The organism is Pseudomonas fluorescens, from assembly GCF_002022275.1.
GTDB classification, from domain to species: domain Bacteria; phylum Pseudomonadota; class Gammaproteobacteria; order Pseudomonadales; family Pseudomonadaceae; genus Aquipseudomonas; species Aquipseudomonas fluorescens_AJ.
The window spans coordinates 202,248-223,663 of the sequence record NZ_MSDF01000016.1; the positions used below are offsets into that span (position 1 = coordinate 202,248).

General features: G+C 54.8%; 22 protein-coding genes and 1 tRNA gene. 9 read left to right on the forward strand and 14 right to left on the reverse strand.

Annotated elements, in window-relative coordinates; genetic code table 11:
* Positions 1 to 96: 96 nt before the first annotated feature.
* Positions 97 to 2,184 carry a TonB-dependent receptor gene (locus BFW87_RS12980; RefSeq protein ID WP_078740204.1) on the reverse strand — a complete coding sequence of 696 codons (2,088 nt, stop codon included), beginning with the start codon at positions 2,182 to 2,184 and terminating at the stop codon, positions 97 to 99.
* A 408-nt stretch (positions 2,185 to 2,592) separates the two neighbouring features.
* Here BFW87_RS12980 and BFW87_RS12985 point away from each other — a divergent pair, with 408 nt between their 5' ends.
* From BFW87_RS12985 to BFW87_RS12995, 3 genes are all read left to right on the forward strand, one after another.
* Positions 2,593 to 3,879, forward strand: a complete 1,287-nt coding sequence (locus BFW87_RS12985; protein ID WP_078740205.1) for an OprD family porin — start codon at positions 2,593 to 2,595, stop codon at positions 3,877 to 3,879.
* Between the two features lie 204 nt (positions 3,880 to 4,083).
* The gene (locus BFW87_RS12990) at positions 4,084 to 4,305 is read left to right on the forward strand and encodes a tautomerase family protein (protein WP_078740206.1); all 222 of its coding nucleotides are present in this window, start codon (positions 4,084 to 4,086) and stop codon (positions 4,303 to 4,305) included.
* Positions 4,302 to 5,003 (forward strand): SDR family NAD(P)-dependent oxidoreductase, encoded by a 702-nt coding sequence (locus tag BFW87_RS12995; RefSeq protein WP_078740207.1) that lies wholly within the window; start codon positions 4,302 to 4,304, stop codon positions 5,001 to 5,003. The genes BFW87_RS12990 and BFW87_RS12995 overlap by 4 nt, the downstream gene beginning before the upstream one ends.
* A gap of 18 nt (positions 5,004 to 5,021) precedes the next feature.
* Here BFW87_RS12995 and BFW87_RS13000 read toward each other — a convergent pair whose 3' ends face one another.
* Positions 5,022 to 5,909, reverse strand: a complete 888-nt coding sequence (locus BFW87_RS13000; RefSeq protein ID WP_078740208.1) for an AraC family transcriptional regulator — start codon at positions 5,907 to 5,909, stop codon at positions 5,022 to 5,024.
* A 122-nt stretch (positions 5,910 to 6,031) separates the two neighbouring features.
* Here BFW87_RS13000 and BFW87_RS13005 point away from each other — a divergent pair, with 122 nt between their 5' ends.
* A complete protein-coding gene (locus tag BFW87_RS13005; protein ID WP_078740209.1) occupies positions 6,032 to 6,517 on the forward strand; it encodes a hypothetical protein in 486 nt (161 codons plus the stop codon).
* Between the two features lie 102 nt (positions 6,518 to 6,619).
* Here the strand turns inward: BFW87_RS13005 and BFW87_RS13010 are convergent, their stop codons facing one another.
* The 4 genes from BFW87_RS13010 to BFW87_RS31975 form a co-directional block, all read right to left on the reverse strand.
* Complete coding sequence (locus tag BFW87_RS13010) at positions 6,620 to 6,904, reverse strand: DUF3077 domain-containing protein (protein WP_078740210.1); 285 nt, start codon at positions 6,902 to 6,904, stop codon at positions 6,620 to 6,622.
* A 696-nt stretch (positions 6,905 to 7,600) separates the two neighbouring features.
* On the reverse strand, positions 7,601 to 8,254 hold the full coding sequence (locus BFW87_RS13015; RefSeq protein ID WP_078740211.1) for a hypothetical protein: 654 nt from the start codon (positions 8,252 to 8,254) through the stop codon (positions 7,601 to 7,603).
* A gap of 121 nt (positions 8,255 to 8,375) precedes the next feature.
* Positions 8,376 to 8,918: a hypothetical protein gene (locus BFW87_RS13020; RefSeq protein WP_139372429.1), complete on the reverse strand. Its 543-nt coding sequence runs from the start codon at positions 8,916 to 8,918 to the stop codon at positions 8,376 to 8,378.
* A 623-nt stretch (positions 8,919 to 9,541) separates the two neighbouring features.
* The gene (locus BFW87_RS31975) at positions 9,542 to 9,781 is read right to left on the reverse strand and encodes a hypothetical protein (protein ID WP_176159741.1); all 240 of its coding nucleotides are present in this window, start codon (positions 9,779 to 9,781) and stop codon (positions 9,542 to 9,544) included.
* Between the two features lie 583 nt (positions 9,782 to 10,364).
* On the opposite strand from BFW87_RS31975, the gene BFW87_RS13035 reads away from it, so the two are divergent.
* Both BFW87_RS13035 and BFW87_RS13040 read left to right on the forward strand, forming a co-directional pair.
* On the forward strand, positions 10,365 to 10,832 hold the full coding sequence (locus BFW87_RS13035; protein ID WP_078740215.1) for a TIR domain-containing protein: 468 nt from the start codon (positions 10,365 to 10,367) through the stop codon (positions 10,830 to 10,832).
* 13 nt (positions 10,833 to 10,845) lie between these two features.
* Complete coding sequence (locus tag BFW87_RS13040) at positions 10,846 to 11,709, forward strand: DUF4231 domain-containing protein (RefSeq protein ID WP_078740216.1); 864 nt, start codon at positions 10,846 to 10,848, stop codon at positions 11,707 to 11,709.
* Between the two features lie 64 nt (positions 11,710 to 11,773).
* Here the strand turns inward: BFW87_RS13040 and BFW87_RS32160 are convergent, their stop codons facing one another.
* Positions 11,774 to 12,880 carry a hypothetical protein gene (locus tag BFW87_RS32160; RefSeq protein WP_217699417.1) on the reverse strand — a complete coding sequence of 369 codons (1,107 nt, stop codon included), beginning with the start codon at positions 12,878 to 12,880 and terminating at the stop codon, positions 11,774 to 11,776.
* Positions 12,881 to 13,543: 663 nt separating this feature from the next.
* On the opposite strand from BFW87_RS32160, the gene BFW87_RS32520 reads away from it, so the two are divergent.
* The gene (locus BFW87_RS32520; protein ID WP_217699418.1) at positions 13,544 to 13,846 is read left to right on the forward strand and encodes a helix-turn-helix domain-containing protein; all 303 of its coding nucleotides are present in this window, start codon (positions 13,544 to 13,546) and stop codon (positions 13,844 to 13,846) included.
* A gap of 13 nt (positions 13,847 to 13,859) precedes the next feature.
* On the opposite strand, the gene BFW87_RS13060 is transcribed toward BFW87_RS32520, so the two are convergent.
* Both BFW87_RS13060 and BFW87_RS13065 read right to left on the reverse strand, forming a co-directional pair.
* A tRNA-Thr gene (locus tag BFW87_RS13060) sits at positions 13,860 to 13,935 on the reverse strand.
* A gap of 138 nt (positions 13,936 to 14,073) precedes the next feature.
* Positions 14,074 to 14,307, reverse strand: coding sequence for a DUF2790 domain-containing protein (locus BFW87_RS13065; protein WP_078740217.1), 234 nt, complete (start codon positions 14,305 to 14,307; stop codon positions 14,074 to 14,076).
* A gap of 416 nt (positions 14,308 to 14,723) precedes the next feature.
* On the opposite strand from BFW87_RS13065, the gene bcsQ (BFW87_RS13070) reads away from it, so the two are divergent.
* On the forward strand, positions 14,724 to 15,620 hold the full coding sequence (gene bcsQ / locus BFW87_RS13070) for a cellulose biosynthesis protein BcsQ (RefSeq protein WP_368483946.1): 897 nt from the start codon (positions 14,724 to 14,726) through the stop codon (positions 15,618 to 15,620).
* A 189-nt stretch (positions 15,621 to 15,809) separates the two neighbouring features.
* The gene (gene bcsQ, locus BFW87_RS13075) at positions 15,810 to 16,709 is read left to right on the forward strand and encodes a cellulose biosynthesis protein BcsQ (RefSeq protein ID WP_078740219.1); all 900 of its coding nucleotides are present in this window, start codon (positions 15,810 to 15,812) and stop codon (positions 16,707 to 16,709) included.
* Between the two features lie 241 nt (positions 16,710 to 16,950).
* Here bcsQ (BFW87_RS13075) and BFW87_RS13080 read toward each other — a convergent pair whose 3' ends face one another.
* The 5 genes from BFW87_RS13080 to BFW87_RS13100 form a co-directional block, all read right to left on the reverse strand.
* A complete protein-coding gene (locus tag BFW87_RS13080; protein WP_078740220.1) occupies positions 16,951 to 18,138 on the reverse strand; it encodes a methyltransferase in 1,188 nt (395 codons plus the stop codon).
* Positions 18,119 to 18,808 carry an ABC transporter permease gene (locus BFW87_RS13085; RefSeq protein WP_078740550.1) on the reverse strand — a complete coding sequence of 230 codons (690 nt, stop codon included), beginning with the start codon at positions 18,806 to 18,808 and terminating at the stop codon, positions 18,119 to 18,121. The genes BFW87_RS13080 and BFW87_RS13085 overlap by 20 nt, the downstream gene beginning before the upstream one ends.
* 38 nt (positions 18,809 to 18,846) lie before the next feature.
* Positions 18,847 to 19,542 carry an ABC transporter permease gene (locus BFW87_RS13090; protein WP_078740221.1) on the reverse strand — a complete coding sequence of 232 codons (696 nt, stop codon included), beginning with the start codon at positions 19,540 to 19,542 and terminating at the stop codon, positions 18,847 to 18,849.
* A gap of 72 nt (positions 19,543 to 19,614) precedes the next feature.
* Positions 19,615 to 20,367: an ABC transporter substrate-binding protein gene (locus BFW87_RS13095; protein ID WP_078740222.1), complete on the reverse strand. Its 753-nt coding sequence runs from the start codon at positions 20,365 to 20,367 to the stop codon at positions 19,615 to 19,617.
* A 13-nt stretch (positions 20,368 to 20,380) separates the two neighbouring features.
* Positions 20,381 to 21,154, reverse strand: a complete 774-nt coding sequence (locus BFW87_RS13100; protein WP_078740223.1) for an ABC transporter ATP-binding protein — start codon at positions 21,152 to 21,154, stop codon at positions 20,381 to 20,383.
* Between the last annotated feature and the right edge of the window lie 262 nt (positions 21,155 to 21,416).

The window sequence follows — 21,416 nt, forward strand, 5'->3', positions numbered from 1 at the left end:
GCTTGCCTGCGATAGCGGTGTGTCAGCTGGAAATATTTAGCTGACACACCGCTATCGCAGGCAAGCCAGCTCCCACATGTTGATTGAGGCTAGGCTTTAGAAACTGTAGGTGCCTGTAACGACGAGGCTACGCGGCTCGCCCGGCTGAATCTGCGCCACGCTGGTCGCTGATTCGTAGTAGTGCTTATCGGCGATATTGTTCAGCGCCGCACGCACATCCCACGCCTTTTGACGGAACCCGGCCAACGCATCCCAGCGGCCATAACCTGGCAGCACTACAGTGTTGAGGCTGTCGGCATAACGGTCGCCCACCAGCGTCAAACCGGTTTCCGCGTACCAGCCCATCTCGGGTTTCCAGGTGATGAACAGGCTGCCATTGCGCTTGGCCACGTCACTGACGCGTTTGCCTTCAAAGCCATTGTTGTCTTTCTCCACCTTGGCGTCCTGCAAGCCAATGCCCCCACGCACGTACCAGTTGCCGACGATCTTGCCGGTGGCCGTCAGCTCGACGCCGCGTGAGCGTTGCAGGCCTGTGAGCAGGGTGATGGTGCGGTCCAGCGGGTCGCTGGTGCGGCGGTTATACAACTCAAGCTCGTACACGGCGAGGGTGGTGCTGAGGCGGTCATCGAGCCAGTCGCTTTTCACGCCGATTTCCTTTTGCTTGGTCAGTTCGGGGCTCAAGTCGTTGACGCTGCCGGCGGCGTTCGGGGTGATGCCGATCAAACCGCCCCCCGCCGGGGAAAAGGTTTTGCTCCATGAGGCGTAGAACGAATGGTGCTCCAGCGGCGTCCACACCAGGCCCACGCGCGGGCTGGTACTGTGGCTTTCGACGGCCTGTCGGGTGTTGAGCACGTTGCTGGTGGTGTCCACTTCGAAGTGGTCGTAACGCAGACCGGCCAGCACTTGCCATTGATCGTTGAGGCGCAGTTGATCCTGCACGTACACCGCACGGCTTTCGACTTCGGTGTGGTTATAGCTTGAAAGGCTCATCCGCCCGGTGTGGCTCAGGTGGCGATCAGGCCTGTTGAGGTCCAGGCTCCGCACCGCCTGGCCGCCCCGGTTCACGGCGGTGGCGGTGTAGAGCTTTGGATCGCGACGCTGGCTGCCCAGCTCGAGGCCGGTGAGCAGGCGGTGTTCCAGACCGAAGGTGTCGAAACCGCCTTCCAGTTCAAGGTTGTTGAACACGTTGCGGGTGGTCAGGTCCTGTTGCCAGCGCTGGCGCGTGACCTTGTTTGTTTTCGGGTCATAGCCGGTCTGGTAGGTGTTGTCGAAATCGCTGTCGAGCTTGAACACGCCCAGGGTGTGGCGCAGTTGCCAGTTGGCGTTGAGTTCGTAGGCCAGTCTGGAGCGCAAGGACTGGGATTTGTCGTCGATGTAGTCGCGGTTATCAAAGTAGGTGGTGCTGCGGCTCACGTCCGCCGGGCGCCCGTTGACACCGGGAATGCCGCGATCCGGCGTGCGGTTGTAGCGGCTGTATTCGTATTGCACCAGCCAGTTCAGCTCGGGGCTGAGTTGCCAGCTCATGGATGGCGCGAACAGCTTGCGGTTGCCACTCACGCCATCGCGAAAGCTGTTGTTGTCCTGGTTGCCCATGTTCAGGCGCAGGCTGATGGTGTCGGTCGGGTCGGTGCTGAGGTCGGCGTACAGGCTGCGCAAATCTTCGCTGCCGCCTTGGGCTTCGAGGCTGGATTTATGACCGGCTTGAGGCAGCTTGCTCACGCGGTTGACGATGCCACCCTGGCCACCTCGCCCGTACAGCACGGCAGCCGGGCCTTTGAGTACTTCGATGCGCTCGATGTTATGCAGGTCGCGCACGTATTGGCTGTCGTCGCGGATGCCGTCCAGGTAGAAGTCGTTGCTCGCGTCGAAGCCACGGATGCGCAAGCTGTCGAACCGCGTGTCGGCACCGCTGCTGACGTTGGGGATGCCGCTCAACGCTTTGCCCAGGTCGTTGGTGCCGTAAGCGCGCAGGCTTTCGGTTTTCACCGAGTCGATGGCCTGGGGCACATAACGCACCGACGTCGCGGTGCGTGTGGCAGTGCTAGTTTCCTTGACGCGTGGGTCATCTTCATCTGCTTCGGCGCTCACCGAGGTTTCCGGCAGCACCGTGGCGGCGCAGGCAAAACCGGCAGACAGCAGAACAGAGAGCCCAAGGGTGATGGGCGTCAGGCGAGAGGCAGGCATGGGAATGTATCCGAAAAGAGTGGGAATAAATTTGCGCGCGAATGGTAATGCTTTGCATTTGCGCGCGTTATCTATTCACAAACGTATGCCTGTCGAAAATGTTACTCGATGTGTTTTCGGGGTATGAAGAAAGGATTTTCAGGCTTTGGCGAGGGCTCTAAAGGGCGTGCCTTAGACTTTTTTCGCCTAAATACAGACGATTCACGAAATTGACACATAGTTCAACCGGCGCATAGGATTGCGCCCAACGCCTGTGGCTAACCGCCATGACTCATCCGATAAAAAAAGGCCTGCGGCGATTCAGTCGTCCGCGGGCCTTCTTTTTTCTGGAAAAAGTCGACACCAAAAAAGCGACACGGAGCTTGGTGTCACAGCGCGTACTCAACCAGTAATAAGGAATATAAGAACATGTTGAAGCAACGGATGAGTCTGATCGCTCTGGGGATTTTGAGCGCATCGACAGTCATGGCCAACGACCAGGAGCAATCCAAGGGTTTCGTTGACGACAGCCACCTGAACATCGCAGCACGTAACGCCTACATCAGCCGTGACTACAAAAACGGCAAGCAAGACAAAGCCGAATGGGGCCAGGGCTTCATCGGCAAGTTCGAATCCGGCTTCACCCAAGGCACCGTCGGTGTGGGTGTGGACGTGATCGGCCAATACGCTATCCGTTTGGACGGTGGTAAAGGCCGCAGCGGCGCGGGCGGTATCGACTTCTTCAAGCAAGGCGACAGCGGCGCAGCAGCCGATGACCTGTCCAAAGGCGGCGCAGCCGTCAAGGCGCGCATCTCCAACACCGTGATCAAATACGGTCAGCAGATGCCAGCCGTTCCGGTCCTGGAGTACGACAACTCCCGTCTGCTCTCGGAAACCTTCGAGGGTACTTCGATCGTTTCCAAAGAAATCGCCGGCCTGCAGCTGGACGCGGGTCACTTCACCAAGGAAGCTCGCAAGAGCGCCGAGGGCAGCGACAGCGGCCGTCTGAAAAGCATCGACTACATCGGTGGTAGCTACAAATTCACCGAAAGCCTGTCGGCGGCGCTGTATGCCTCCAACATGCAAGACGTGCTGAAGAAGCAATACGTCAACGTCAACTACGTGCTGGCCCTGCCAGAGAAACAGTCGCTGACCTTTGACTTCAACGGCTACAAGACCAAGCTGGACAAGAGCTTCGCCCTGGAAAACCAAGGTGACGCCGACGCCCGCGACAACAAAATCTGGAGCCTGGGCGCTACCTGGGCTGTTGGCCCGCACAGCTTCACCCTCGCTCACCAGCGCAGCACCGGCGACACCGGCTACCTGTACGGCGGCTACCGCAACGCTGGCGGTATCGGCGACGGCGGCAATACCATCTTGCTGGCCAACTCCTACTGGTCCGACTTCAACGGCAAGGACGAGCGCTCCTGGCAAGCAGGTTATGGCATCGACTTCGCCACCTTCGGCGTACCGGGCCTGACCTACAACATTGCCTACGTGCGTGGTACCAACATCGACGACGGCAGCGGCCGTGGCGATGGCACCGAGCGTGAAATCTGGAACCAGTTCAAGTACGTGGTACAGAGCGGCCCGGCCAAAGACCTGAGCCTGCGTGCTCGTGCGTCCTGGTTGCGCGTTTCCAACAACGCCAGCAACTACAACGTAGGCGGTAACGAAATCCGTCTGTTCGCCGACTACCCGATCAACGTTTTCTAATTGATCCGGCGTCGCGCCTGATTTCAGGCGATAAAAAACCCCGACGTGTTCGGGGTTTTTTTATGCCTGGCAATCACGCACTGTCTTGTTACACCGCATCACTAATGAAGTACTCCAGCCCCTCTTTATCCCCTCCCGGCGCACGCCTAAATTGACCCCACTGCCGGCCCATCACCCTGATGGCCGACCACTGGAGTCACCACCATGCCCTTTGTCAGCCTGCGCATCACCCGTGATGGCGTGACCCCGGAACAGAAAGCCCAGGTCATCGCAGAGTTCACCGAAACCCTCGAACGCGTGCTCAACAAACGCCCTGACCTGACCCATATCGTCATCGAGGAAATCGACACCGATAACTGGGGTTACGCCGGCATCACCACCACCCAATACCGCAAATCCCAAGCCCCTACCGGAGAAGCATCATGAGCAAAGTCGTCATCATCACCGGCGCGTCCCAAGGAATCGGCGCCGCTGTGGTTCAGGCCTACCGTGCGCTGGATTACCGTGTTGTCGCCACCTCGCGTTCGATTCAGCCGTCCACCGACCCGAACATCCACACCGTGGCCGGCGACATCGCCGACCCGGCCACCGCCCAGCGCGTGGTCCGCGAAGCGCTGGCCACCTTCGGGCGCATCGACAGCCTGATCAACAACGCCGGTATTTTTATTGCCAAACCCTTCACCGCCTACACCCAGGACGACTACGCCAACGTGCTCGCGGTGAACCTCAACGGCTTCTTCTACATCACCCAACTCGCCCTCGCCGAGATGGAAAAGAACGGCGCCGGGCACATCGTCAACGTCACCACCAGCCTGGCCGATCACGCCATCGACGGCGTGCCCTCGGTACTCGCCAACTTGACCAAAGGCGGGCTTAACTCGGCGACCAAATCCCTGGCGATCGAATACGCCAAACGCGGCATCCGCGTGAACGCCGTCAGCCCGGGGATCATCAAAACGCCGATGCACGGCGAAGAAACCCACGCAGCGCTGGGGCAACTGCACCCGGTCGGGCACATGGGGGAGGTGAGCGATATCGCCCAGGCGATCATCTACCTGGAAAACGCCGGGTTTGTGACCGGCGAGATCCTGCACGTGGACGGCGGGCAAAGCGCCGGGCACTGACCCGAATACGCCCCGGGCTTAACTGTCCGGGGCGTTGTCTTCACGGGGCGAGCGGCCGAAAAACGCTTTATAGGCACGACTGAACGCGGCCTCGGATTCATAGCCAATCGCAAAACCGATTTCTCCGATGCGGCTGTCATGTTTGGCCAGCATCGTTTTCGCCAACCGCAAGCGCCATTCATTCTGATACCGCAGCGGTGAGCGTCCTACCAACGCGCTGAAACGGTCGCAGAAATTGGACCGCGACATGCCGGAAATTTCCGCCAGAGCCGCAATATTCCACTGCCGCCCCGGCGTTTCGTGAATCGCTTTCAACGCCCGCGCGATACGCGCGTCCGACAACCCGCCGAGCCAACCCGACGCAGCGCTTTGGTGCACCCAAGTGCGCAGAATCCGAATCACCGTGAGGTCGATCAGGCGCGAAATCATCAACGCCCCGCCTGGTTGCGAGTCATTGGCTTCGAGCAACATGAAATGCAGGATGCCTTCCGCCCAATCCGCCGCCTCGGTTTTACGGATATGGATCAGCCGCGGCAGCGCAAACAGCATCGCCTGGAAGCTGTTCCCATCGAACCAGAAGCGGCAGATCACCACCGCCGCAGGCCCATCGCTGGCGGTGACGGTGATACCGGTGGGGTCGTGAGGCAGCAGAATGATGTCGCCTTGCGCCAGCGTCACGGCGGGTTGATCCACACCTTCGAGGTGCAGTTGGCCTTGCTGAACCACGCAGATATGCGCGCTCTGCTTGTCGAGGTCGAGACATTGCCGGCTGTTCAGTGCGGCGGTGTAAACGCGGTCGCCGGTCAATCTGATCTGCGCCAGCACTTGGGACAGCAGATCCCCCTTGGCCAGCCCTTCCAGCTTCATTTCCGGATGAATGATCAAGTTTTCAAGGGGATTCATCATGTCAGGTTACCCACACACTCTCTAAGCTGAGGCCCAGATCATAACGCGCTGACGCCGGCACCACGAACCCGTTGGGAAGGTGATCGTTTATGCGCATCATCCACTCACCTGGAGCACCTCACATGTTCGGAATCTCCACCCTCGGCTGGCTACACACCCTCGGCAGCCTCCCCGCGATCCCCTTCGCGGCCTACATGTTTATCCGCCACGGCCGCATCGTTCCACGCTCAACGCCAGGCAGGTTCTACCTCGCATCGATGCTGATCGGCGCATTCAGCGTGTTTCTGGTGGCGAAACAGCCGGTCAGTAACATCATCGGCGTTATCACCCTTGCACTGTTGGCGGCGGGTTATGGGGTAGGGCACGTGGCATGGCTCGGACGAGCGCGCGCGTACCTGGAAACCATTTTCCTGAGCCTGACAGCGTTCTTCCTGATGGTGCCCACCGTGTCCGAAACACTGCGCCGCGTGCCGGATGGGCATCCGTTTGTGACTGACCTGCAATCGCCGATATTGCTCGGCGCACAGGGCAGCATCGCCGTGGCGCTCGTCGTCGGGTTAGCTGCGCAGATGATTTACCTGCGCAGGAAAGGTGGGCGGTTCGCCTGAGCCATGAACACAAAAAAGCCCCGACCTTCCCAGGCCGGGGCGTTCTTCTGTGGGAGCCGGGCTTGCCCGCGATGGCGTCTGCTCGGTCACCACAGCTATAACTTACTGCTCTGCATGACAGGGCGACGCCAACACCTTCACCACATCATCAATCACCGCCTTGCTCATCTCCTGCAAATAATGCGAAGCCCAGGCGTAACGGTCTGTGTCCTTCGTCATCGCCGCATCTTCCGCGAGCAGCTTGGCGACGTGGAGCAGGTCGGACACATGGTGCAAGGCTTCGTGCAGGGATACGCCGCTGTTGACGCGGAATAGGGGTTGGTCGGAGTGAAAGGAAAACGGGGTGACGCCGAGGGTGGTTAGGGCGGACGGATTTGTGGCGGTCATAGGTGAAACTCCCATATCGAGTGAGAGCTACCACGTTCGTTCTCAGGCGAAGGGTGGCAGCTGTGCGCAGGCTGAGAAACCGGAGATACAGGAACCCGGCAGACCCGAAGGTCTCCCACGCACAGCCGCCATTGCACGAAATGTGGGGCGAAAAAAAACGCCTGCAAATCGGGTTTTGGGGGCGCTGTGGCGCCTGCATCTTGCCGGGTTCTCAGGCCCGATCGCTGAATTGGCAGCGACGTGTGGAGGGTAGCGTGATGGAGGGGGTGGGGCAATCGGGAATGTTGATGGGTGGTTTTTGTAGAAACCGGTGATAGCCGAGGTGATTTGTGTTTTCTGGGGGCACCATGATTATTTTCCTCCTTCGGACTTTCGCTACGAGATAAATGCAGGCGAAAGCCAGTAAATGTGGATTTATAAACCGCCTATTTCATAGTGCGAGGGACAAGGGTTTCAATTTCCTTACGCGGATTGTCAGCTAGATCCAGTTCACCTTGATTGAAAAACTGTCCAGGTCGGAGAAGATCAAAGGTCGGCAATTGGGCGGCGCGTTTACCGCGCAATTCTGCCCGAACTTTGAGGTTGCGTTGGTCTCACGCTTAACTTCACTAACTCCGCCTCTTTCTGATGGCTTCTTATATAAAATCAGTAATGCCGCTATTAATAAATAGAAACTCGAAACAATAAAGTAGGATGTTATGATTCGCCGCGTAGCACTATATTGAAACTTTGAATTTGCTCTGGGTTTGCTTTAGCTTCGAATGCACTCTGGCCGACGATTCTGACCATGCGGGAGCAGACTGCTGAGTACTTCTCAATCCAATAGCTTTGTTCTAATCGGCCGAGCCACTGACTATCTTTTTTTGTTGAGGGGAATTCGTCCAAGAGATTCATATAATATCTGATGGAGTTTGTCATTATCGCTACATTGTGTAGAAGTGATAGTATTGCTTTATCCATGCTTTCGGTTGTTGTTATTTCGTTGTTAGATATGGCGTATATTACTCTTCTAAGCGGGAGTCCATAGTAAATTTCGCCAAAGCAAGGGTTGTTAAAGGGAGTGTCTAGTTTTATTTCAAGTACTAAGTCCAACCTGGAGATCGATTCTCGAGCTAATAGCAACTTTTGCTGGTGGGCATTCGAAGCAAAGCTAATATAAACCATGTAGCCTGCTAAAAGTGAGGCGGCGGGAGCTATTATTCCACCAATATAAGAGCCGAAGCCGCCCCAGTCTTGATTGTTTGAACTAATTTTTAAGTTTCCTCCAGCATACATCGCATAGAAATATAAGCCACCTGCGATTAGTAATGTAATGATGAAAGTTAAAAGTGCAAATTTGAAGTTTTTCATAATGATCCCCTGACCTTAATTCTGTTTTTTGATAGGGTTTTAGCCTTGGTAGTTCGATTGTCGGGTAGATTATGCATGCTTCGATCCTAATCAATGACTGAGAACTATAAGTTTTAATTTATTATTTTGATTCTATATCGGTCCATTGACCGGTCTCTAGGTTACGCGTCAAATGTTGATCGCTAGGGTAGTCATTCCCGACTGTCCGCAAGATATCGCTGATCGTTGTGATGGGTATAAAGAAAAGCTTTTTCTTTCTCATTGTATCTGATGAGAGGTAAAAGCCTTCAATGGATCCAATGGCACTCAGTGAAAAAATAAATATGTAGCTATGTATTACTTGGTTGCAGATGAACTCTATGTCAAGGGTCTGAACTTTTTGTTGATTTAAGTCGTAGTGCTTTTGGAGTTTGTCTCTGTTGAAGTAATCTGGGTTGGCTTCATTAAATGCGCTAAAGAAAGGTGTTTCATATTTCAGTGCTTTGGTTTTTGTTGATAGATTGAAAGTTTCAAGAAGCTTCCTTACTGCATAAAATCCGACGAAAATCTCGCGTTCAGCTCGAGCGAAAATACGCTCGCTAGTTTTCTCATCAACTATTGCCTTTTCCAACCATCTAGAAGATCGCAGGAGAGGGTTTTTCCAATAATAGGACTCATGAATCACAGACAAATCCTCAGCCTTGAATATGACATTGCTCTAGCCGCCGGGATTCAGACAGACGTTCCTGCGGGAGAATAGTAAGCATAGCAGTGTAATTATACTGGTTCATTCCGCATCGATAGGCTGACCGCTAATCTCAACCGATGGTTATTGGTGGGGGGCGGTAGCATTTCGCTGCCTGCTGCTGATCATGATCACAAAACAGAGCAGTTCCTAACGCGAAATTTCAATCAAAAGAAAAATAAACCATATAAAGCACTTATCCTCCTCCCGCCGACGGGGTTTGCGTCCTTTTTTTGTGCAAACCCGGATGTAGTGCAAACGAACCGGCAGCCCAAGCGGGGCGGGGCGCTCTGCGTGCGATCGGCGGTTTCACAGATTGCAAAATTTTGAAGAGAAGTGCAGTGCGGTTGCACAGCGGTACAGCAGATGGCTACGAACGGGTCAGGGCTGGAGGCCCCAGTTTCATTGGGTCGAAAGTTTTAAAACATTCGAACCAGGCGGTTTTCAGAATCGCAACCGGTCGAATGTGCACGTCATTTCAGGTACAGGCCGTGTGGCAGGATATGCAGGGAGTTGCCCGCCGGCTGGGCCTGGCAGGCTTATTACATGGGAGAGAGGGGGGTTCAAACTTTTGCAGCGGCGCTGCGTACATGAGGAAGGGCGCCGAGGCGTTCCAAGCGGGCGAATTCCGCTTCTACCAACGGGACCAGCAACTGGTTCAATGAGCTATAAAGTGTGTTGGCCTGATGTTGAGACAGTCTTTTTACCGTGCCGGTCACGCCGCTGGCGCAGCACACGCAATCGGGCTCAATCCCGAGGATCTCCAGCGCACCATCTATAATAGCCTCGCAGGTAGTCAGCACGGTTGCACAGAATCATGCTGGCCGGTCCTTCCTGGTAGTCCCAATGGACCTCCCACAGGGCGCCTTTATTGATGACTTCAATTTTTGGAATGGGAGCAACGGTGCAATCCGTTGGGCGCCGTTTGCTCGGAGTGACCTTCATCTGAGTTCGGCAAAAATTGCCACACAATCTAGAACGGACTCTCCTGCGAGAGCGCTCTAATACGGGCTGTGGGCGTTGCCATTTTGTATTCGAAAGACTATTTGAATTAGATGGCTCTATTAATTTCGAGGCGTTAGGAGAGTTTCTCCTCTGATTCGATATCGGTAAGTTTAGGTTTTTGTGTTAGGTCGAGCAAGATTTTGCTAGTGGTTTTCATATGGGAATATATTTGTATTAGCAGGAAGAAAAACTGTTAGTTTGGGTTTTTACGAAAGGCTTTGTTCAATATGATTACCAGTGAACGCCCGAAACGGCTGCTCTTGGGGAGGTTAAAGGTGAGTCCTCCGTAAAATTTCACGATGGAATCGGAAACTGGTACCTATTCGACTCGAGAGGATAGTGCTATGGTTTCCGCTAGTAAAAATCAACGAGGGAATGGATATGCTGCCAAGGACATTTGTTGGGTTTAGTAGTACCGATATTCACTATTTTAGGTTGATGCAAGCTTGGAAGGCTAACGAGCGGATTGATTTCAATTTTGTAGATTGCCAACTGAGTACCGAGATTTATTCAAATAATGAGGATTATATAAAGCGTAGGTGTCGGGAACGGATAAATATGGCTGGTACTTACGCTATTTTAATTGGCCAAGATACTAGGTCTAAGCATAAGTATGTCAGATGGGAAATAGAGGTGGCTTTAGAGAAGGGCTGTCGAATTATAGGGATAAATATTGATAAGTCTAGGCGTGTTGTTGAAAGCACGTGTCCTCCAATAATAAGGAATATTGGAGCAATATTTGTTCCGTTCTCGCCTAAAATTGTGGCATTCGCATTGGAGGACTATAAGATGAATAAAAATGATGACTATCACTATAATGATGGTGTTTATACCCGTTTAGGCTATTAAGAGAAGGTGCGAAATGCAAGATAAGGATTTTCCAGCATTATATCGATCGGCTGATGAGCTCTCATTGGATTCACAGAAGAGTTTTTTATTCGCATTAAAAAGTCATTTGATTTTGCTAGTGTTGGCGGCAGCATTATCACTGGTGACTTTTCCTCATTGGGGTGTTGCGCTTCTTCAGGTAGGTGCTCTGTTGGGGGCTCTTTCATGTTCGATTTATCTTTTTACTCGTCGGCCAGATCGATATTGGTATACGGCTCGGGCCCTCGCCGAATCAATTAAAACGGTCACTTGGCGTTACGTTTGTTGTGCTGAGCCATTTCATGGAGAGCACTCAATTGCTAGGGTGAGCTTTCAGAAAAGGCTGAAGGCTATTCTTGATCAAAATACAGATGTTGCAAGAGCGCTAACCAATCATCTGGAGGCTCCACATATTACTGATGCTATGGTTGCGATGCGTAATTCTTCACTTGAGGATAGAAAACAAAATTACGCACGAAATAGGATTGGAAATCAACTCAGCTGGTATGCGAAGAAAGCTGCTTTTAATCGAAGAACATCAAATATCTTTTTCTTCGCCTTAATTGCAGTTAATAGTGCTGCTGTTATTTGCGCAGTTCTAAGAATAAAATTCTTCGATATCCCTTTTTGGCCTACTGATATTTTGGTGGCGGCGGCAGCCAGTCTCTTGAGTTGGATGCAGGCTAAACGGTTTTCAGAGTTGGCAGCCTCTTATTCTCTAGCTGCTAATGAGATAGGGCTTATTCGAGAGCAGTCTCTCGTACCTAATACGGAAGATAGCTTTTCATCATTTGTTGGGGATGCTGAAAATGCGTTCTCACGAGAGCACACTCAGTGGGTCGCACGAAAGGACGAATAGCTTATTGGAAGTTTTTGGGACTTCCTTTTTGAGGATGTCCCAAGTGGTCGGATATGGATTTATATCACTTATTTTCTCGCAATATGCTGAGATAGGATCTCTCCCTATCTTTCCCTGCCCACGTCTCTGCAATATGCTCGCTTAGCCCTGGTATGTCTTGCTCTAAAGTAGAGGGCCAAAGACACGGATTGTAGTCGTAGACCCTGAGCATGTGATCAATATCGAATATCGCTGCGGTACCTTTTGCTCGAATTAGGCATACAGGTTTATCAAATGCGATCCTCATTCCTAGTTCAAATAAGACATTTGGATTGTGTTCTGAAAGGTCAACAATCACAAGATCTGCAGAATCCAAGTCATTTACAATAGTCGATTGAATAACTTCGCTTCCTGACTTCTTAGCGGTTCGGGCGTTGAAGTTTGCCTTTACCGCGGCGGGCGTGATTAAGTGTTTCAAAACTTCATCGAAGTAGCCTTGTGGATATTGTGAGGTTTTTTCTGAGAAGGGCATTGCGACGAATGCGACCAGATTGCCAGAGTTGGTTGATTCCCCTAAAACTATAGTGCTTTCAGATGAACTGGTTGAACTTTCCCGTCTAGGTTTGCGTTCATCTCCTTTTGTTTTCAGTTTTGCGGATTTTAGAAAGCTTAGGTTTTTTTGATAAAGATCATAGAAATCATCTTGAAGTGACTCGGCTACTCCAAACTCCGTTTTCAAAGTATTTTTTAAGTACTGAATTTCTGGGAGATTCTCCCCCTGGTAATATTCAAATACTTTCCGAAATAGCTCTATATTTAAAAATGCATCTTGTGCTGCTTGATACTCTTCTTCTTGATTTTTAGGGTAGGCAAATTTTTTCCCGATTTCGGCAATTTCAATTTTTGCACTTTCTCGTGTGCCTATCGTAAGTCCGTAATCCCTAGAAGATGCAGTAAGGTAGAAAAAATTCGCGCCTTTTCCTAAGCCAAGAGCACTCGCTATTTCCGCCGGGGACCATGGATTTCCCGCGTTAAAATCTTTTATAGCATCGAGAATTTTACGGCTTTCTTCAATGCTATATTGTGGAAACTCTCTTTTTGGTTTTTTAGCGTTCGCAGCCCTTGTCTTGGCTTTTGCAACTGGCTCTGTTGGATGGGTAACATCTTCTTGGCTATCTGCAGTTTCTTTCATTTAGATGATCTTCCTTAATGCAGTCCGTAGACAGCTTGGTTTGCCCGAAATAGATGATTTTCCCAGATAAGCTGGGGAGCTTCTACTCGCCTCCCCAGAGGTATATTACCTTAGCTTAACTAGGCCTCTATTATTTTGTCTAGCCTCGCATCTTAGTGAGGGCGTGAGACACAAAAATGTGTCTTTGAAATTTCATGGCTCACATCGAGACTTACCTAGTTCGATAAAGCTTCCGGTTTTTAGTAACTTTACGATGTCTATTATTTTGACTAGGTCCGGGGTTACCCCGTGGTCGTTTGCGACTGAGCAGATGTATTCAGCAAATCCATCCCGTCTGGTCTCATCGTCTATTACACCTATATAAAGATTCCTGTCTGTCGCTCAGGTCGCATCTTTTACCTTTGGCTCGCTCCCGCTTTTTACAAGGTAGGTTACGACGCTTTCTGCGTCGGGTTAGGGGTAGCTGAGGCGGTGACTGGTATGGAAAGTGCAGCGAGGACGATGGTCAGGAGGCGTACTACGGTACCTTTTCGTTAATCTGAACAGTAAAAATAATCCATTTTGGACTATGCCGAAATGAACTTTAACGTGCGGTGAACTCTAGGTCACTGCGCCTTGGCAAATTCCACTCATAATTCAGACTACCAAACGTAACTCGCTGTCTTGCGAACGGTCAGAAAGAGGCAGCACGTCTCTCAGGTAGAGCTAGCCGAGCGTCAAGGTAATACACAGACCTTCGTATCCAAATGTGAGCGTGGTGAGCGCCGAATGGACGTGGTGGAGCTGGTCGAGTTTGCCGAAGCTCTTGGCGTGCCGCCGCTTGAACTGGTTGGAGAGTTCTTAGCCAAGCGTAGTGCGGGAGGGGACTCGAAAACGAGGAGGGGGCTAAGGAAGGCTCATAACGTGTCAGTTTCGTGTTTTTTCCTAACCCACAAACGACAAAGGCCAACCCGAAGGTTGGCCTAAGCCTTGTAGCGTATGGTGCCGGCACCAGGAGTCGAACCCGGGACCTACTGATTACAAGTCAGTTGCTCTACCAACTGAGCTATACCGGCGTGTTAGGGCGACGATTATAGCGATTGGCAAGCATCTGTAAACCCCTGAATTCTGACTATTTTTGCAGAAGCAGTGGTTTTTTTGCGATCGCTGCTTTTTCGTCGTCGGAAGGCCGGTTTACAGGGCCTTTCGGAGGCTCAGTTTCCATCGCCGCACTCGTCGGTGAATTTCAGGTAGTTCAGCACTTGAGTCTGGCCTTTTGAGTCGAGATAGGTCAGGTGGGCGTTGACCACGCCGCAGCCGGAGCGGGCGTCTTCGGTGGTGGAGAGTACGCGCTGGATGTCGGGCTTGTGGTGGATGCCTGCGTGCGCGGTGAAGCTGGCGGCGAGCAGGCTGGCGGCGATGAGGGTTTTCCAGTTGTTCGGGTTCATGGGGGCGGCCTCTGAGGTCAATGGTGGGTGGGGCCATTGAATGCCTTTGAGGTATCCGGGCTGTGTCGCCGGGTGCTGGTTTTGTCTCGTTGTGTATAGGGGGGGGCGTTATGTACGTGCTGATACGAAGGCGAATACCGCTTGGCAGAATTCAGCGGGTTTTGATCAAAAATCGCACAAAAAATCGCTAGTTGATTGATTTAAAAGTAAATATTCACGATATATAAAAAAGCCATAAAAATGGCGTCATGCCACTCATCTGAAAGCATTTCGTTACAAACACCAAAATACTGACACCATCAGTCTGATATCACACAATGCGCGCCTCATCTATTCAGCGGTTCGACAGGAGGGAGCAGTCAGTGGGGCGTGCAGATCACATTTCAAAACTTTACACCGCACTGGGTGCGAGTTCGTTGAGCGAGCCGGATGTGGCGCAGGAATCGCCTTCGGCGCCTTTGCAGCGTTTGCTGGATCAGTTGAACGCAGGTGCCGCGGATTATTTGCGTCCGCCGGAGTTGGTCGAAGGCCCGCGTGGCGAGGTGTATTCGGACCCGTTGGCGCCGAAGGTCGTGGTGGTGGTTTCTGCGACGGGCGGTGTGGGGCGCAGTACGTTGGCGGCGGCGCTTGCCAGTGGTTTGCAGCGTCAGGGGCACCCGGCGCTGGCGCTGGACCTGGACCCGCAAAACGCGTTGCGTCATCACTTGTGCCCGGGGGCGGATTTGCCGGGTATCGGTGCGACCAGCCTGCTCAATCAAAGCTGGCAGGCGTTGCCCGCGCGCGGGTTTGCCGGGTGCCGGCTGGTGGCGTTTGGGGAAACGGATGGGGTGCAACAACAAAGCCTGACGCGCTGGTTGGGCCAGGACCTCGATTTTCTCGGCAAGCGCCTGGCCGGGCTCGGGCTGAATGGCCAGGATACGGTGGTGATTGACGTGCCGGCCGGCAATTCGGTGTATTTGAATCAGGCCGTGTCGATGGCCGATGTGGTGTTGGTGGTGGTCAAGCCCGACGCCGCTTCGTTCCGCCGACTGGCCAAGATGGATGAGGTGCTCGCGCCCTACCTTGAGGGTGAGTCGCCGCCCGACCGCTTCTATGTGATCAATCAAGTGGATGGCACCCACGCGTTCAGCCAGGACATGGCCAGTGTGTTCAAGCTGCGCCTCGGCGATGCGGTGCTCGGTGTGGTCCACCGCGACCCGGCGTTTCGCGAAGCGCAGGCCTATGGAAATGACCCGCTTGACCCTGTGCTTAACAGCGTCGGCAGCCAGGATGTGAATGCGCTGTGCCGTGCGCTGAAGGTGCGTCTGCGCTAAGCAGAGCTCTGGCCATTAATTTGACTATTTACCGCTTGTCTAAAAAACAACCAGTTAAAACATCAAAATAATGACACTTCGCCATGGCTGTCACAGAATGCGTCAACAGGGACGCCTATAAAAAAGACCTGCGACAAGTGCCTGCTTGCCGAACTTCACGTCTTTAAGTTGCGTCGTGAGGAATGGGCTATGAGCCTTAGTAAAGAACTGCTGACATTGTTCGGCAAGAACGTGACCCATGATGCCCAAGGCATTGATGCGCGCATGCACTTCTTTGGCAGCGTGCCTGCTGACGAAAACGCTCACTCCCGACAGACACCAGTCACCGCACTGCGCCCGAAAGTAATCGCGTTGGTGTCGATCAATGGCGGTGTTGGCCGCAGCACGCTGGCCACGGCCTTGAGCAGCGGTTTGCAGCGCCACAGTGAATCGGTAGTGGCGCTGGACCTGGACCCGCAAAATGCGTTGCACCATCATTTCGGCGTCAGCGCATCAATGCCGGGTATCGGCCGCACCAGCCTGGAGCACGGGCAATGGGCGCCCTTGCAGCAGCTCGGTTTCGCCGGGTGCCAGGTGCTGACCTTTGGCGACATCACCGTCGAGCAGCAGGAAAACCTCGAGCGCTGGCTCAAGCACGAACCCCTCTGGCTTGCGCAGCGCCTCGCGTCTCTGGGCTTGAGCGAGCGGCAGACGGTGATCATCGATACCCCGGCCGGTAACAACGTCTATTTCCATCAGGCGCTCAACGTGGCCGACGTGGTGTTGGTAGTCGTGCAGGCTGACGCCGCGTGCCTGGCTACCCTCGATCAGCTGGATGTATTGCTCGCGCCGCACCTTGAAGGCAAACGCCCGCCGACTGTGCATGTGGTGGTTAACCAAGTGGATGAGAGCAACGATTTCAGCCTCGACATGCTGGAGGCGTTCAAGCAGCGGCTTGGCAAAGCGCCATTGGCGGTGCATCGCGATATGAAAATCAACGAGGCGCTGGCATTTGCGGCCGACCCGTTGGACACCGTGGCGAAGCGGCTGGCGAGTGATGATTTCAACGAGATTTGCCAGCTGTTGAAGGCGCCAAAAAGACGTGCGTAAAGCGCGGTATATACGCTTATCGCCAGATGCTTATGCACAATCGGTTGGATGGGGCTGTCACGAAACAGCCATTTTGTGGAGCCGTTCTCAACACGCTGCAACTGCCTGTTTTGTGTGCACTTTATAATGTGAACAAAAAATGACCAGCGTGGCTTTTGAGCTGTAACGCAGACGACTACAGCCTCTGTAAAGATTCCATCAACAGAGTTATCCACAGGGCACGTGCAGGAAATTTTGCCCCCTAATCGCGCTCGGCCAACACCATTATATTGCGAGGGGTGAGCGTAGCGTCGCAGAAGCTGCCTATCTCAACCTTGTAGCCCTGTTCCGACAGGAAAAGTGCCCGGTCCAACACCAGCCACATTTCCAGCGGGCGTCGGAATAATCCTCGCACCAACTCCAGATTGCGCACTTCGGCCAAGCGACGCCAGCCATGCGCTTCCAGCGTGGCCCAATCCTGTGCGCCTGTGGATAAACCTTTGAGGCTTGCCAGCTCCCGGCAATAGTCGGCGAAGGGTTTATCCAGCCAGTTGGCGGGCAGGGACGGTGTGGGCAGGTAGTCGTCGCAGCCGCGCAGTTCACGTTGCAGCCGATCAAAGCCCAGGCGCCGGGCCATGGAGGTGTCGCGCTGCTGGCGCACGCGGTTGCCGGCGGTGACGGTTTCGCTCAGTGGCAGGCCAAGGTCTTCAATCGATAACTGCAAATGCGAGGCGCGGCCCGCACCGGACAGCGGCTGGTAGCTGTCGGCGTTGATGCGGTTATAGCAGCAAGGCGCGAGTGCCAGCCTCTTGCAACCGGCGGCGCTGGCGAGTTGCAGCAGGCGCACGTGCAGGTCGCCGCAGGCATGCAGGGCAACGGGAGTGTGCTCGGGGTTGAGCGCTACATCAGCCATTACATCCTGCAGGCGATGGGTCACGGGCAAACCGTGGTGGTCGCTCAGGGCCTGGCCGGCGGCGATCAAGGCCGGGTCGTATTCCAGGCACGTCAGTTGCTGGCCGGGTTGCAGCAGGCGGCGGCCAAGGTGGCCTTTGCCGGCGCACCAGTCCAGCCAGTGCGTGGGGGGTTGCGCAAATTGCAGCGCGGCGCCAAAGGCTTCGATTTGTTGCCATTTGCGACCGGGCACATCCACATTCAGTCGGTGGCGCGCGGTTTCCAACGCCCTTGCGGGCAACTTATCCACAGCACTCAAGCGCTGAGCATGTTCGGCAAGTTGTGGAAAAGGCGCGGGCGCCGGGAGCTCATGCGGCGTGTTGTGACTGGCCTCGGCCTCGGCCAGCGAGCGCTGACGCAACCACTGGGCCAGCGCGGGGTGCACGGTTTCCCAGGGTAAGTGCAGGTGCGTAAAGGGCCGTGGTTTCCACAGCCCCTGGTGCTCGATCAGGAATGCATTCAGCGCGTTGAAGCGCGCTTCAACGTCCCTGGCAGGCATCGACGCGCAGCCAGCGTTCCAGCAACTTGAAGCCGCGAACCAGGATGTAAGCCATCAGCAGGTAGAACAGCCCGGCGGCGAAGAAGATCTCCACCGGCAAGTAGGTGCGCGCAATGATGGTGCGCGCCATGCCGGTCAGTTCCAGCAAGGTCACCGTGCTGGCCAGGGCGCTGGCCTTGAGCATCAGGATCACTTCGTTGCTGTACGCCGGCAGGCCGATGCGCGAGGCGCGCGGCAGGATGATGTAGAACAGCGTCTTCGGTTTGGACATGCCCAAGGCGCGCGCCGCTTCGATCTCACCCGGCGGAATGGCCTGGATCGCGCCGCGCAGGATCTCGGCGATGTAGGCGGCGGTGTGCAGGGTCATGGTCGCGGTGGCACACCAGAACGGGTCGCGCAGGTAGGGCCACATGACGCTTTCACGCACGGCATCGAACTGCGCCAGGCCGTAGTAGACCAGGAACAACTGCACCAGCAGCGGCGTGCCACGGAAAAAGAAGATGTAGGCGTAGGGCAGGGCGCTCACGTACCAGCGGCGCGAAGAACGGGCAATGCCGAGTGGGATCGCGAGCAGCAGACCGGCGATCACCGCGATGGCCACCAGCTCCAGGGTCAGGGTCGCGCCCTGCGCCAGTCGCGGCAGCCACTTGATGATCACGGCCCAGTTCAGGCCCAGGTCGAAATGCGAGAGCCAACTGTAGTCACCGCTCATTGGGTGCTCCTTGCGAAGCCGCGGGCGGCGCGTTTTTCCAGAAAGTGCATGCTGATCATTGCCAGCACGGTGAGGCCCAGGTACATGAAGGCCGCAACCATAAAGAAGGTGAATGGCTGCTTGGTCACGGTCACGCCGATCTGCGCGTGACGCATGATTTCTTCCAGACCGATCACCGACACCAGCGCAGTGTCTTTCATCAGGATCATGAACAGGTTGCCCAGGCCAGGCAGGGCGATGCGCCACATCTGCGGCATGATCAACCGGGTAAAGATTCGAAACTTCGACAGGCCCAGCGCTACACCGGCTTCACGGTGGCCCTTGGGAATGGCGAGAATGGCGCCACGAAACACTTCCGTGGCGTACGCACCAAAGCACAGGCCCAGGGCGATGACCCCGGCGGCAAAGGCGCTTAGAGAAAGGTCGGGGTTACCAAAAAACTCCCCCAGGGCACGCATCAAATTGACCGTGCCGAAGTAAATCAACAGCACCCACAGCAATTCGGGAATACCGCGAACGAGGGTCGAGTAAGCGCCGCCAAGCCATTGCAGCGGCTTGTACGGGGACGTCTTGGCCAGCGCGCCGCAGAGGCCGAGCACCAGCCCCAGGCACAGGGCCGTGAGCGCCAGTTTGACGGTCATCAGCGCGCCAGCGGCAAGCGCGGGACCGAATCCGTAGAGATCGAAATTCATGGTGTTTTCATATCGCAAGGCATTGCTAAAAGCCGACGCGCTCAGGTGAGCGCGTCGGGCAAGTCGCTCAGATCATTCGATGCTGAACGGGAAGTACTTGTCGTTGATTTTTTTGTAGGTGCCGTCTGCCTTGATCTCTGCCAGGGCTTTGTTCAGGCGCTCGCGCAGTGGGTCGCCTTTGCGTACGGCAATACCGATCTTGTCGCTTTCCACAACCGGGTCGCCTTTGAACTCATAGGCCAAACCGTCTTTGCTCTTGAGCCATTCGTACTGCACGTACTTGTCGGCGAGGATGCCGTCCAGGCGCCCGGACGTCAGGTCGAGGTAGGCGTTTTCCTGGGTGTCGTAGAGCTTGGCGGTGGTTTCCGGCAGCTTGTCTTCCAGGTAGGTACCGGCGAGCGTCGCGCGCTGGGCACCGATAATCTTGCCTTTCAGGTAACCGGCGTCAGTCTTGAAGTCGGCCGTAGCTTTGGGCGCGATGAATTGCAGCTTGTTGGAGTAGTACGGGTCGGTGAAGTCGACGGCTTGTTTGCGCTCATCGGTGATCGACAGCGAGGACACCAGGAAGTCGAACTTCTTGGCGTTCAGGGCCGGGATGATGCCGTCCCAGTCGGACACATACACTTCGCACTTCTCGACTTTCATCTTGGCGCACAGGGCGTCGCCGATGTCTTTGTCAAAACCCACAACGTTGCCGCTGGCGTCTTTATTGTTGAAGGGCGGGTAGGCCGCTTCGATCCCCATTTTCAAGGTTTCTGCCATGGCCGTGGCGCTGAACGCCATCGAGACGGCCGCAGCCAGAAGGAATTTTTTATAGTTCTGCATGCATGTTGCTCCGTTAGCGGTTGCTCGACATGAATTGTTTGCAGCGCGCCGAAAGCGGGTTTTCAAACACCTGCTGTGGCGATCCTTGCTCTTCGACCAGGCCCTGGTGCAGGAACACCACTTCACTGGAAACCTGACGGGCGAAGCCCATTTCATGGGTGACCAGCAGCATGGTGCGGCCTTCTTCGGCCAGCGCGCGGATCACACTAAGTACTTCCTGAACCATTTCCGGGTCAAGGGCCGAGGTCGGCTCGTCGAACAGGATGACTTTGGGTTGCATCGCCAACGTGCGCGCAATGGCCGCGCGTTGTTGCTGGCCGCCGGACAGTTGCGCAGGGTAGGCGTGGCGCTTGTCGGCGATGCCGACCTTGGCCAGCAAGGCTTCGGCCACTTCGATGGCTTCGGCTTTGCTCTGGCCGAGCACACGGCGCGGGGCCTCGATGATGTTGTCGAGGATGCTCATGTGCGGCCACAGGTTAAAGTTTTGAAACACAAAACCGATTTCGCTGCGCAGGCGGTTGATCTGTTTGCCGTCGGCGGCCATCAGCGCGCCGTTTTTCGCGGCCTTGAGCTTGAGCTCTTCGCCGGCCACCAGAATCTGACCCTGGTGCGGGTTTTCAAGCAGGTTGATGCAGCGCAAAAAGGTGGACTTGCCGGAACCGGAGGAACCCAGGATCGAGATCACGTCGCCGTCGCGAGCGGTCAGCGAGATACCTTTAAGTACCTCCAGCTCACCATAGCGTTTATGCAAGTTGCGGATTTCAAGCGCGGGCGCGGCCTCGGCCATGTGCGGTCCTCATTGTGTGCGTTGCGTTCTTGCTGTTGGGCTGCCTTCCTGGCGAGGCGCCAAGCTAGCATAGCGTTTGGATGACAGCCAACAGCGCTGCGGACGGTAAACGGGCGGTCTGCGGCAGGGTGTCGCATCAGCGCAGCAGCGTGTCGCGCTATCAACAACCCACAGACGTTTGAACCCGATAAATCCACAGGCTTCGCGTAAAAAAGGGCGCGATGGTGCCAGCTTTGGCCGGGGGTTGGAAGGGTTAACCGGG